Source organism: Algoriphagus lutimaris (assembly GCF_017051705.1).
Taxonomy (GTDB): domain Bacteria; phylum Bacteroidota; class Bacteroidia; order Cytophagales; family Cyclobacteriaceae; genus Algoriphagus; species Algoriphagus lutimaris.
Genome location: NZ_JAFIDJ010000001.1, coordinates 1130848 through 1143957, shown reverse-complemented (window position 1 = coordinate 1143957; position 13110 = coordinate 1130848). Strand labels below are relative to the sequence as shown.

At 37.3% G+C, this 13110-nt stretch carries 13 protein-coding genes and 2 tRNA genes; 12 read left to right on the top strand and 3 right to left on the bottom strand.

Annotation, left to right across the window (positions count from 1 at the left end; all coding sequences use genetic code 11):
- Positions 1-45: 45 nt before the first annotated feature.
- On the bottom strand, positions 46-309 hold the full coding sequence (locus tag JYB62_RS04670; protein ID WP_205644256.1) for a GIY-YIG nuclease family protein: 264 nt from the start codon (positions 307-309) through the stop codon (positions 46-48).
- Positions 310-350: 41 nt separating this feature from the next.
- Positions 351-424: transfer RNA gene (locus JYB62_RS04665), tRNA-Met, on the bottom strand.
- Between the two features lie 258 nt (positions 425-682).
- On the opposite strand from JYB62_RS04665, the gene JYB62_RS04660 reads away from it, so the two are divergent.
- The 8 genes from JYB62_RS04660 (at position 683) to bshB1 (ending at position 9362) form a co-directional block, all read left to right on the top strand.
- Complete coding sequence (locus JYB62_RS04660; RefSeq protein ID WP_205644255.1) at positions 683-1078, top strand: START-like domain-containing protein; 396 nt, start codon at positions 683-685, stop codon at positions 1076-1078.
- 72 nt (positions 1079-1150) lie between these two features.
- Positions 1151-2932: an LptF/LptG family permease gene (locus JYB62_RS04655; protein WP_205644254.1), complete on the top strand. Its 1782-nt coding sequence runs from the start codon at positions 1151-1153 to the stop codon at positions 2930-2932.
- 60 nt (positions 2933-2992) lie between these two features.
- Positions 2993-3268 (top strand): 30S ribosomal protein S15, encoded by a 276-nt coding sequence (rpsO, locus tag JYB62_RS04650; RefSeq protein WP_074224019.1) that lies wholly within the window; start codon positions 2993-2995, stop codon positions 3266-3268.
- A 103-nt stretch (positions 3269-3371) separates the two neighbouring features.
- On the top strand, positions 3372-5519 hold the full coding sequence (pnp, locus tag JYB62_RS04645) for a polyribonucleotide nucleotidyltransferase (protein ID WP_205644253.1): 2148 nt from the start codon (positions 3372-3374) through the stop codon (positions 5517-5519).
- A gap of 61 nt (positions 5520-5580) precedes the next feature.
- Positions 5581-6444, top strand: a complete 864-nt coding sequence (locus JYB62_RS04640; RefSeq protein WP_074224021.1) for a sigma-70 family RNA polymerase sigma factor — start codon at positions 5581-5583, stop codon at positions 6442-6444.
- 186 nt (positions 6445-6630) lie between these two features.
- On the top strand, positions 6631-7575 hold the full coding sequence (trxB, locus tag JYB62_RS04635; RefSeq protein WP_205644252.1) for a thioredoxin-disulfide reductase: 945 nt from the start codon (positions 6631-6633) through the stop codon (positions 7573-7575).
- A gap of 9 nt (positions 7576-7584) precedes the next feature.
- A complete protein-coding gene (locus JYB62_RS04630; RefSeq protein ID WP_205644251.1) occupies positions 7585-8628 on the top strand; it encodes a peptidoglycan DD-metalloendopeptidase family protein in 1044 nt (347 codons plus the stop codon).
- 14 nt (positions 8629-8642) lie between these two features.
- Positions 8643-9362, top strand: coding sequence for a bacillithiol biosynthesis deacetylase BshB1 (gene bshB1 / locus JYB62_RS04625; RefSeq protein ID WP_205644250.1), 720 nt, complete (start codon positions 8643-8645; stop codon positions 9360-9362).
- A 3-nt stretch (positions 9363-9365) separates the two neighbouring features.
- Here the strand turns inward: bshB1 and pdxH are convergent, their stop codons facing one another.
- Entirely contained in the window at positions 9366-9998 is a 633-nt protein-coding gene (pdxH, locus tag JYB62_RS04620; protein ID WP_205644249.1) for a pyridoxamine 5'-phosphate oxidase, read from the bottom strand.
- A 102-nt stretch (positions 9999-10100) separates the two neighbouring features.
- On the opposite strand from pdxH, the gene JYB62_RS04615 reads away from it, so the two are divergent.
- The 4 genes from JYB62_RS04615 to JYB62_RS04600 all read left to right on the top strand — a co-directional run.
- Complete coding sequence (locus tag JYB62_RS04615; RefSeq protein WP_205644248.1) at positions 10101-10670, top strand: YqgE/AlgH family protein; 570 nt, start codon at positions 10101-10103, stop codon at positions 10668-10670.
- Positions 10671-10719: 49 nt separating this feature from the next.
- A complete protein-coding gene (locus tag JYB62_RS04610) occupies positions 10720-12747 on the top strand; it encodes a DUF349 domain-containing protein (protein WP_205644247.1) in 2028 nt (675 codons plus the stop codon).
- A gap of 99 nt (positions 12748-12846) precedes the next feature.
- A tRNA-Thr gene (locus JYB62_RS04605) sits at positions 12847-12919 on the top strand.
- 58 nt (positions 12920-12977) lie between these two features.
- A partial coding sequence (locus JYB62_RS04600) for a GIY-YIG nuclease family protein (RefSeq protein WP_205645413.1) occupies positions 12978-13110 on the top strand: 133 nt, incomplete at its 3' end.

Sequence of the window (13110 nt, the reverse complement as noted above, 5' to 3'; positions counted from 1 at the left end):
CTGCAAGCATGCCCGTGTCCGCCGCGGCGGATATGAATCCTTTGCTCATAATTTGTAATGTGGAAGCAGAAACTGTTTTATCCAGTCTCTTCCTTTTCCTGTTTTTAATTCTTTCTCTCTCAGCATTGCTTCTTTTTTGGATTTGAAAAACTCAACATGAATTACTATCCAAGGTCTGTATCTAGTTGTAAATCCTTTGGTAGATTTAGTGTTGTGAAAATGGAACCTAGTAATCAAATCGGAGGTCATCCCGGTGTATGTTTTACCAGAGGATTTTGAAAAAAGTATATAAACCACAAAATTATCCATAGGGTAAAAATAAAAAAGGCTTCCATTTCTGAAAGCCTTTGTAGCGAGGACGGGAGTTGAACCCGTGACCTCAGGGTTATGAATCCTGCGCTCTAACCAACTGAGCTACCTCGCCAGGTATTGTTAAATTGGTCTAATTTCAATATTTAGGTTTTTTAAATACCTGATAAACTTTTTCAGGTATTGATATTTGAAATTAATGGCTATATTAAACCGCCGTCGAAGATCAAATATCTTAGGCTTAAATGTGAATTATATTTAAACCCGAAAACCTCCCTTCCGAATGGGAATGCAAATATGAGGTCTTGTACTGTGAAATGCAAGTTACAGTTCTTTAAAAAAGTAAATTTTTCGCAAAGAAAAAGAAGATATCATGGTCAAAAATAAGTTTGTTGCTGATTATCAAATCAATGCCTCCAAAAAAATAGTTTTCCAATATTTAAGTACTGCAAGTGGTTTAGAAGAGTGGTTTGCCGATGAAGTCCGGATTAACGAGGATAAAAATTATATTTTCAATTTCGATAATGAAGATCACTATGCCAAGCTTGCATCCATTCGGTCCAATTCTCATGTAAAATTTGAATTCTATGATCCCAATGCTCCGGAAAGTACGGACCATTCTTACATAGAATTTAAATTAGAAGAGAATGAATTGACCCAAACCTTGTTTTTGAAAGTGATCGATTATTCTGATGGATATGATGATGAGGAGCTCACTGCCATTTGGGAAGGTTTGATCGGGACATTGAAAGAAATAATTGGTGGGTAATTTGAATACAAATCACCATTTTTGAACTTCATTTCTAAAAGGACGTAAATCCGCTTGGAAGTAAGTTGTCACATGAAAAAACTTGATAAGCTAATTCTAGGGTCTTTTATAGGCCCATTTTTATTAACATTTTTAGTAGTGGATTTCATCCTGTTGACTGTCAACATGTTGAAATACTTCGATGAGATCTTTGGGAAAGGTCTGGGCTTTTTGATCTATATGGAGCTTATTTCCTATTTCTTGATTAGTATTTCTCCCATGGCGCTACCACTTGCCGTGTTGCTTTCCAGTTTAATGACTTTCGGAAATCTTGGGGAACATTTTGAGCTAACAGCCATAAAAAGTAGTGGGATCTCACTGGTCCGCGCATTGAGACCAATTGGAGTATTTGTGGTAGTGTTGGCATTTGCAGCCTACTTATCCAATAACCATTTGGTTCCAAAAGTAAACTTGAAAACCTTCAGCTTGTTGTATGATATCAGAATGAAGTCTCCTGCATTGGATATCAAAGAGGGAGTATTTTATGATGGGATACCAGGTTATAGCATAAAAGTGAATAGAAAGCTAGATGATGTACGGTTAAGGGATATCATCATTTACAATCACAATCAAGGACAAGGAAATCTTAGTGTTACGTTGGCCGATTCGGGAAGAATGGAGCCTTTTTTTAATGATAACTACATGAGGTTGACCCTGTATAATGGGACAAATTATAAAGAAGATCGAGCAACAAGGGGCATTTCTGAAAAACCTGTAGGCTTTAACAGAGCTACTTTTCAGGAGAATGTGATTATTTTCAACTTGGATGCTTTTCAGATGAGTAGGACCCCTGAGGATCTTTGGTCTACCAATAGAGCCATTAAAGATATTTCAGGAATCAAAAAAGGATTGGATTCCATTAATACCTTGGTGAATGATAAAGTGTATCAGAATTATCAATCCGCAGAGGCTACCTTTCCTTTTTTTACCCGGGATAGGAAATTGGAACCTTTACCTCATATTAAAGAACGAAGGGCATTGGATGACTCTCTTCGTCAAATTAAAATGAAGAAAGAACGGGCAGTTGCGGATTCCTTGGGAAGGATAAAGGATAAGCAAGATAGCTTGAGAAGGGCTGAGATAATGGACAGTAGGTCAGATAATCCAGTAGAAAATGGGAGGCAATTGAAAGGGAGAATGACAAATTCTTCTAGTAAATCTTTGCCAAATGACTCTTTGTTTTTACAAAAAAGATTAATCAATAGGGAAAGTATCGAAGAGAAAGAGGAATCTGATACTTCATCCATTCCTATTAAGGCCGCAGTGATAGAACCCAAAAAAGAACGTGTTGCTCCATTGACTGAGGAAGAAAAGTCTAAAATAGATTCCCTTGTTTATGGAAAAGGCTACATCACCAATGCCATGACCATGGCGATGAATAATTCCAGAAACCTTAAGAATTCCTTTAATATTAAGAAGGCTCAAATTGATACGGATGAGCGGGAATTTAGAAGGTATGAAATTGCTTGGTACCAAAAATATACGCAAGCTTTTGCATGCTTTGTGATGTTTTTAATAGGTGCGCCTTTGGGGGCAATTATAAAAAAAGGAGGATTGGGAATGCCAGTATTGCTTTCCATCATCTTCTTTATTTTATATTACATGTTGACCATCTCCGGAGAAAAATGGGCCAAAGAAGGGATAGTAGACCCTTTGTTTGGAACTTGGTTCTCTAATTTATGCCTTTTGCCATTTGGATTGTTCTTTTTGAAGCAGGCTAGAAAAGACGCCCGATTATTTGAGCCGGATTTTTATCAGAATATTTGGAAAAAGCTGAAAGAACGGTTTAAAGTTATTCGTCCAAAATCTGTCTGACCTTTTATTATTTGAATATTAGCCTTACCTTTGTGGTTGTTTTATAAAATTTAGCTAAACATGTATTTAAATTCAGAGAAGAAACAAGAGTTGTTTAAGAATCATGGACGGTTAAAATCTGAAAAAGACACAGGATCTCCTGAGTCTCAGATTGCCCTCTTTACACACAGAATCAAGCATTTGACTGAGCATTTGAAGTCAAATAAGAAGGATCACTCTTCCAGACTTGGTCTATTGAAGTTAGTAGGTAAGAGAAGATCTCTTCTTGACTATCTTCATAAAAAAGAAATCGAGCGTTATAGAGCTATCATCGCCGATTTAGGAATTAGAAAATAACCCTTTTGTAAGGTTCTCTAGAATAGAGAACCTTACTTTTTCTTTTTTTAGGGTAGTACATATATATTTTTATATTTTGACGCTTTCATACTAACACGCATTTATGTTACCAAACTTGATCACCAAATCCATCAAACTAGAAGATGGAAGAGAAATAATTATTGAGACAGGTGCATTAGCCAAACAAGCTGATGGTTCTGTTGTAGTGAAGATGGGAAAAGCTATGCTTTTGGCTACTGTAGTATCCAAGAAAGAAGCAGGCGAAGGGGTGGATTTTTTACCTATGTCCGTAGACTACCAAGAGAAATTTGCTTCCTCAGGAAAAATTCCAGGAGGATTTTTGAAGAGAGAAGGAAGACTTTCCGATTACGAAATTTTGATTAGCCGAATCGTAGATAGAGCTATTCGTCCGATTTTTCCAGATGATTACCATGCTGATACTCAGATTGCCATCACTTTAGTCAGTGGGGATGAAGAGGTACTTCCAGATGCTTTGGCTGGATTGGCAGCGTCTGCTGCTTTAGCAGTATCCGACATTCCATTCAATGGTCCGATTTCTGAAGTGAGAGTGGCTAAAATAGATGGAAAATTAAAAATCAACCCGACTCCAACCGAGTTGGAATCAGCTTCTTTAGAGTTTATTGTAGCAGGTTCTTTGGATTACATTTTGATGGTGGAAGGAGAAGCTAATGAAATTCAAGAAGAGGAAATGCTTGAAGCTATGCAATTTGCTCATGAGGAGATCAAGAGACATTGCCAGGCGCAGATTGAACTGACCAAGATGGTTGGTAAAGAAGTAAAAAGAGAATACAATCACGAAAAATCTGATCCAGCCCTTTTCGATAAGATGAAGGCTGAATTATATGATAAATTATATGCTTCTGTAAGCAAGCAAATTGCCAATAAATCTGAGCGTTCTGCTTTGATCAAAGAAATCAAAGATGAGTTCGTTGCGAGTTTAGGTGAGGAGCATGAGTATGAAGCTAGTCTGATCGGTCCTTATTTTAGCAAAATTCACAAAGAAGCTGCAAGAAATTTGACCTTAGATGAGAAGAAAAGATTGGATGGTAGAAAATTGAACGAAGTGAGACCTATTTGGTCTGTTGTTGATTATTTACCTTCTGCTCATGGTTCTGCGGTATTTACGAGAGGTGAAACTCAATCTCTTACTACTTGTACCTTAGGTACCAAGATGGATGAGATGATGGTAGATGGGGCGACCATTTCAGGATATAACAAATTCTATCTTCACTATAATTTCCCAGGATTCTCTACTGGAGAGGTAAAACCTAATAGAGGACCAGGTAGAAGAGAGGTAGGTCATGGCAACTTGGCTATGAGAGCTTTGAAAAAAGTACTTCCTCCTGAAGATAAGAACCCATACACGATTAGAATCGTATCTGATATATTGGAATCTAATGGTTCTTCATCCATGGCAACTGTATGTGCAGGGTCCTTGGCTTTGATGGACGCAGGTATTCAAATTAAATCTGCTGTTACAGGAATTGCGATGGGGATGATCTCTGATGCAAAAACAGGTAAATATTCTATCTTATCTGATATTTTGGGAGATGAGGATCACCTAGGCGATATGGATTTCAAAGTAACCGGAACTTCCAAGGGAATCACTGCTTGTCAGATGGACTTGAAAGTGGAAGGTCTTGATTATTCTGTATTGAAGGAAGCATTATTGCAGGCCAAAGAAGGAAGACTTCATATTTTGGATGAAATTACCAAAACATTGGCTGAACCTAAAGCTGAATTGAAGCCACATACTCCTAGATCATTTATGATGATGATTCCTAAAGAGTTGATCGGTGCTGTTATTGGTCCAGGCGGTAAAGTGATTCAAGAAATCCAAAAAGACACTTCTACTACCATTGTGATTGAGGAAGTGGATAACCAAGGAAAAATCAGTATTTACTCTGCTAATCAGAACAACATGGATGCTGCCATCAGCAGAATCAAATCCATCGTTGCGCAACCTGAAATTGGAGAGACTTATACAGGAAAAGTAAAAAATATTCAACCATTTGGTGCATTTGTGGAATTTATGCCGGGTAAAGATGGTTTACTACATATCTCAGAGATTAAATGGGAACGTGTAGAGAATATGGATGGCGTTCTTGAACCAGGAGAAGAAATAATGGTTAAATTAATCGATATCGATAAAAAGACTGGTAAATTCAAGCTTTCGAGAAAGGCTTTATTGCCAAAACCAGAAAAACCTTCTTCGAAAGAACAAGGTTAATTGAGTAATTGATTATTTTGACAATAGATATAAATTAAAAATTCACAAATCATAATTCTGAATGAGGCAGCTAAAAATTAGCAAACAGATTACCAACAGAGAAAGCCAGTCACTGGATAAATATCTTCAGGAGATCGGTAAGGTAGACCTGTTAACAGCAGATGAAGAGGTAGTTCTGGCCAAAAGAATCAGAGAAGGTGACCAATTGGCATTGGAGAAATTGACTAAAGCCAACCTTCGATTTGTCGTTTCAGTAGCTAAGCAATACCAAAATCAAGGTCTTTCCCTAGGTGATTTGATCAATGAAGGAAACTTAGGTTTGATTAAAGCTGCTCAGAGATTCGATGAAACCCGTGGTTTTAAGTTTATTTCCTACGCTGTTTGGTGGATTAGACAATCAATCCTTCAAGCATTGGCAGAACAGTCTAGAATTGTTCGTTTGCCTTTGAACAGAGTTGGTTCTTTGAATAAAATCAGCAAGACTTTTAGCGAATTAGAACAGAGGTTTGAAAGAGAGCCTTCTCCAGAAGAATTGGCTGAAGTACTTGAAGTAACTGCTAGTGAAGTAGTGGATACAATGAAAATTTCTGGTCGTCACGTTTCTATGGATGCTCCATTCGTTCAAGGCGAAGAAAACAGCCTTTTGGATGTTTTGGAAAATGATGGGGATGAGAAGCCAGATGATGGATTGATGAATGACTCTCTTAGAAAGGAAGTTCAGAGAGCACTTTCTACTTTAACCCAACGTGAGGCCGACGTGATCACCCTTTATTTCGGACTTAATGGGGAGCATGCAATGACCTTGGAAGAAATTGGTGAAAAATTCAATCTAACCAGGGAAAGAGTAAGGCAGATTAAAGAGAAAGCCATCAGGAGATTGAGACATACTTCTAGAAGTAAGACGTTGAAGCCCTACTTGGGATAAAAGTCAAGCATATCAAGAGGGGCTTTTAAGCCCCTTTTTTGTTATAAAGATGTGAGGGTTTTTTTGCTGTTTTTTAAAGTAAAAATCCTCTGACAATCTTTTTTTCTTTTAAGGAATTTTAAGAGGTGCTGTTATTGTTTACCTAAGAATATTGATAAAATTTAACCGATTTAATACAAGCTATTAATGAGTCAAGAAATTGAAAAGGTTCGTGTTTTGATCATTGGATCCGGACCAGCAGGTTATACTGCGGCGATTTATGCTTCTAGAGCAGGTCTTTCTCCTGTTCTTTATACTGGAGGACAACCAGGTGGCCAGTTAACCATTACAAATGATGTGGAAAATTACCCAGGCTATCCTGATGGTGTAATGGGACCGCAAATGATGGAAGATTTTCGTAAGCAGGCTGAAAGATTTGGTACTAGTGTTCGTTATGGTTTAGTAACCAACGTGGATTTCTCTGTTAGTCCAAAAGTGGTGACTGTAGATGAACAAGTAACTATCCATGCCGAAACTGTCATTATTTCCACCGGTGCTTCGGCAAAATGGTTGGGTTTGGAAAGTGAAACAAGATTGAATGGAAAAGGGGTTTCTGCTTGTGCTGTTTGTGATGGATTCTTCTTTAGAAATCAAGAAGTTGCAATAGTTGGAGCTGGTGATACCGCATGTGAAGAAGCCACTTATTTGGCCAATATTTGTAGTAAAGTTTACATGTTGGTAAGAAAAGATGAAATGAGGGCATCTCAGATCATGCAAAAACGTGTAATGAATAACCCTAAGATTGAGGTTTTGTGGAATACAGAGACTGATGAGATTTTAGGTGAGGAAGAAGTAAATGGAGTAAGAATTTTTAACAATAAAACCGGAGAAAAATCCGAAATAGCGATTTCTGGCTTCTTTGTTGCTATTGGACATCAACCAAACACCGAGATTTTCAAGGAGTATATCCATATGGATAATTCAGGTTATATAACCACCATTCCGGGCAGTTCTAAAACAAACATTGAAGGTGTATTCGCTTGTGGTGATGCACAGGACAATGTATATAGACAAGCTGTAACAGCTGCAGGAACTGGATGTATGGCAGCCTTGGATGCGGAGCGGTATTTGGCCGAAATCGAGAATCCATAAACCCAATTCATGAGGTCTTTCATTCTAAAAATAGTTTTAGGAATTTGTTTGAGCATTGGTTTCTTTGAAGCTAATGCTCAAGTTTTTCCTAAGATTATTAAGAAAAATAATACAACTACCAATGCTTCAGGTTCTCAAGAGCGTAGAAACATAGAGCTTAGAAGTTTTGACCAGGATTCCTATTTGAGGACCCTTTCTTCCTTGACTGACTCGATTATTTTCGAGAATAATGTCAATCTTGGAAAAGTACGGTCCATCGTGAGTGAGGATCCTAATGTAATGATTTGGGCACCCACAAATCAATTGGTAAAGATCTCAGAGCAAATTCAAATTGATAGTATTTGGATTACTGCCTATGAATACTATTCCAATTGGGATAGTAAGAAAATTGATATTTATAATTTCGACCCGAAGACTTTTCAGGATTCAGTTAATATAAGGTTGTATGATCCTTTCTTTGGTTACGAATGGAAAATGCCTTTAAGTAAAAATCCTGTTACCTCTTCCTTTGGTTCCAGATGGGGTAGATGGCATTATGGTACCGACTTAGACTTGGTCACAGGAGATCCTGTTTATAGTGGTTTTGATGGAATCGTAAGGGTTCGTTCCTATGACCGCTATGGCTATGGATATTTCCTGGTGATTCGACATAAAAACGGGCTAGAGACCTTGTATGGCCATTTATCTAAATTTTTGGTGGATGTTGGCCAAGAAGTAAAAGCCGGTGATATCATTGCCAAAGGAGGAAGTACAGGTAGAAGTACCGGATCTCATTTACATTATGAATTGAGGTATCGAGGATTGCCTTTTGATCCTCAGGATGTGTATGAGTTTGATGAAGAAAAAATCATTGGGCCAAATTATTTAATCACCCCCAATACCTTTTCTCATGTAGTAAAAGCAAGAACTGCTGCCTATCACCGAGTAAGAAAAGGGGAAACCTTAGGAGCAATTGCTAGGAGATACGGGGTTTCAATCAATACATTAACCAGACTTAACGGAATTTCTACCCGAAGCATTCTCCGGATTGGACAAAATCTAAGGGTTAGATAATAATGAAGTAAACGATGACAAAACTTGATATTTTAGTGATTGCAGCTCATCCCGATGATGCTGAATTGGGCTGTTCAGGAACCATTTTATCTCAAGTAGCAAAAGGATATAAAGTAGGAATAGTAGACTTGACCCAAGGTGAAATGGGTACCAGAGGTACTCCTGAACTTCGTTTACAGGAAGCCAATGCTGCTGGCAAAATATTGAAACTATCCGCTCGTGAAAATTTGGGTTTCAAGGATATTTATTTTACTAACGATGAAGCTCATCAGCTTCGTTTGATTGAGGTTATCAGGAAATATCAACCTGAAATTGTTTTGGCCAATGCGATTACTGATAGACATCCAGATCATGGAAAAGGGGCTGATTTAGTTACCAAAGCCTGTTTTATGAGTGGTTTAAGGAAAATAGAAACCAGCTTGGAAGGGGAAAGCCAAGAAGCTTGGAGACCAAAATTCGTCTACCATTACATTCAAAATAATTATATCAAGCCAGACTTTATAGTCGATATCACTCCTTATTGGGAGGAAAAAGTGGCGAGTATCAAAGCATATAAGTCTCAGTTTTTTGATCCAAATAGCCAGGAGCCGGCAAGTTTTATTTCTGATCCTGAATTTCTTCCATTCATAGAATCTAGAGCCAGAGAATTTGGCCATAGGATTTTAAAGACCTATGGGGAAGGTTTTACGGTAGAAAGATTTATTGGAGTAGATGATTTATTTGACCTTAAATAAGAATTAGGGGGCTAATAATGATAGCTCCCATGTTCCATTTCTCTCTTCGTAGCAAACTCTGTCATGAAGTCTGCTAGGTCTTCCTTGCCAAAATTCCATGTAAGAAGGAGTAAGCCTATAACCTCCCCAGTGCGGAGGTCTTGTCATTGGGGTATTTTCAAATTTTTCTTCGATCTCTTTTTGCTTTCGCTCTAACTCCTCCTTAGATTTTAATTTCTGACTTTGGGGAGAGGTCCAAGCTCCGATTTGAGAACCTTTTGGTCTGGAAAAGAAATATTCATCAGACAATTTTGATGAAACCTTTTCTATTTCCCCTTTTATTCTAACTTGCCTTTCAAGTTCAGGCCAAAAGAACGTCAGTGAAGCAGCTGGGTTTTTTGCAAGTTCTCTTCCTTTTTGGCTTTGGTAATTTGTAAAAAACACAAAGCCTGAATCAACTTCCTTTAATAGTACAATTCTGCCATTTGGAAAGCCATCTTCCCCAATAGTAGATAAGGTCATGGCATTAATTTCAATAACTTTTGATGCCAGTGCTTCTTGAAACCATAAATTAAATTGGTCTATAGGATTTGTGTATAAATCATTGATATTCAATGTTTTTAGGCTGTAATCCTTACGTATTGCTGAAATATTCATCTTTAATTTAATTTCAATAAAAATTTTGCGATAAATGTACTATGGCTATTGATTTTAAAAAATTATGATCTATATTTTTCTTTTAATTATACCAACTAGTTAATGAATCAAAATGAGAAAATAACACCAAAGGCAGGAGATTTACTAATTTCTGAGCCATTCTTGCAAGATGAAAATTTTGTCAGATCAGTTGTTTTGCTTTGTGAACACAACGAGGAAGGAAGCTTTGGATTAGTAATAAACAAGGTTTCTATTCTAAAACTGGCAGAATTAGTTGAGGATCTGGAGTTTTTGGATTCTGATGTGTTTGTTGGCGGACCAGTCGAACAAAATACGCTTCATTACATATACCTTGGAGAAAAAGAATTGGATAGAAGTATACAAATTGGAAAGGATTTATGGTGGGGAGGGGATTATGGGCAATTAGTGGAGAAATTGAAAACAGGATTGATTGATCCTGAAAGGGTTAGGTTTTTTATTGGTTATAGTGGCTGGGGATTGAATCAATTAGAAGAAGAATTAGAAGATAAAACTTGGATTGTGTGTAAGGAAGAGGTCGATTATCAGACATTTGAATATACTCCAGATGAGCTTTGGAGAAAGCTTTTGAAAAATATGGGAGGAGAGTTTAAGGTAATCGCAAATTATCCTCTGGACCCAAGATTAAATTAGGCAAAATCCTTACTTTTGCCCATATTGCCTTGAAATAGTAGCGTTTTTTATGACTGAGAAAAGTAATGATTTGTCCGGCAAGGACAAGGTGACCCAAACCTCCAAAAATGAAGAGGTAAAGGGTATTGAAAAAGAAACAAAAGTAGAATCTACAGAAGAAACTTCTGAAGAGCCTGTTACTGCTGAAGCAGAGACTAGCGAAGAGGTGAAAGCTGAAGAAAAAACTACCGAAAGTAATCCCCCTGCTACGGCTGAGCCCGTTAGTGAGTCAGCACCTGAAATCATCGGTTCTGAAGAGAAAGTTGAAGAGACTGCAAAAGTAGAAGAAGCTACTGCAGAGGATGAGGATGAGGAAGACCAGGAGGAAGAAGAGCATGAAGAGGAAATAGATCTTTCTTCACTTTCCAAAATTCAATTAGTAAAACTAATCAAAGAAAAGTCTCAACAAGGTAATGTGTTGAAACTGGATAAATTGGTGCATGAAATTAAAGCTGCATTTGATGAATTTATCCATAAGGAAAGAGATGAAGCTTTAGCGAAATTTAAAGAAGAGGGAGGAACTGAGGATGATTTTGACTTCAGACCTAGCGAGGAAGAAAAAGAATTCAATAAATTTTATTACGAGTTTAAAAAGCAGGTAAATACAATCCGAAAAGATGCTGAAAAGCAAAAAGAGGAAAATTTAGCTGCTAAAAATGAATTGCTGAATAAGTTGAGAGAGCATGTAGATGGAGAGGAGACTACTCTGAGCATGGCCTCTATCAAAGCGATTCAAGAAGAATGGAAGTCTATTGGTCCTGTTCCATCTTCCCAAAATAGAAGCCTATGGGCAAGCTATAATGCCTTAATGGACCGTTTTTACGATAACCGAAGCATTTATTTTGAATTAAAAGAGCTTGATCGTAAAAAGAACCTAGAAAGTAAAATTGAGCTTTGCGAAAAAGCGGAAGCTTTGAAAGATGTGAAGGACTTAAAAGATGCTATCAAATCTTTAAATGAGCTTCATGAGGAATTCAAGCACATAGGACCTGTTCCTAGAGATGAACAAGAAGATCTTTGGCAACGATTCAAAGCTGCCTCTGATGCAGTTTATGATAGAAGAAAGGAATATTACGAAGGTCAAAAAGAAGTTTTCCAAAAGAACCAGGTAGAGAAAGAGGCCTTAATCAAGAAACTGGAAGCGTTTACTGATTTTAAAGCGGAGCGTATCAAGGATTGGAATACGAAGACAAAAGAAATTCTGGAAATTCAGAAATCTTGGGAAAAAATCGGTCCGGTTCCAAAAGAATCAGGAAAAGAAATCAACAAGTCTTTCTGGAGTTCATTTAAGCAATTCTTTCATAATAAGAATCTATTTTTCAAGGAACTTGACGAAATCAGAGCTACCAATCAAGCCAAAGCGGAAGAGTTAATAACAAAAGCAGAGGCGTTGATGAATAATACAGATTGGCAAAATACAGCTAATCAATTGGTCAAATTGCAGCAAGATTGGAAAAAGTTAGGTCCGACTCCAGAAAAGAGTAGAGATGCCCTATACAGGAAGTTTAAGACCGCTTGTGATACGTTCTTTGATAATAGAAGAAATGCCAATAAGCAGAATAATGCGGAGTTTGAATCCAATTTGCAGAAGAAACAAGAAGTGATCAAGGAAATTGAATCTGCGAAAGATGCTTCTGAAGATAATCTGACGGCTTTAGTTGGTAAGTTCAATGAGCTTGGATTTGTTCCTAGAAAAAATATGAAGGAAGTTCAAGCCCAGTTCAAAGCAGCGGTGGACGTGTATTTGGAGAAGTTAGATCCAGATTTTGACAGGGAAGATTTCTTATTCAGATTGAACTTGAACAAGATTCAATCTGATCCTAATGCTTCTAAGACGCTTAATAAGAAAGAACACGGAATCCGTAAACAAATTGCTGACTTAGAAAACAACATTGTTTTGTGGAAAAACAATCTTGAGTTTTTTGCCGCTTCCAAAACTGCAGATAAGTTGAAAGATCAATTTGATGTGAAGATCCAAAAAGCAGAAGAAGAAATCGATAAATTAAAGAAAAAGCTTTCCATCATAAGAGAGTTTTAAATTTTTCTCTCTCATAATTAAGGAGATAGAAAAAATCTTTTAACAGGGTTTGGAGCGAAATATAGCATGGCCTATATTTGCAGCACGTTAAAGGAACAAGCCTCCTTAGCTCAGCTGGTAGAGCAACTGACTTGTAATCAGTAGGTCATTGGTTCGATCCCGATAGGAGGCTCTGAAACGACAAAAACCACTCGCTAATCCGAGTGGTTTTTTTGTTTTATATTGTTCAAATGACAGTATTATTTTTTGTTTATATCCTTTATTCAGGTTCCAAGGACCGTTATTACATTGGGCAGACTGAAAATCTAGAAGAGCGACTTTTTCAACACAATTCAGATTATTTCAAAAATTCACACACTCATG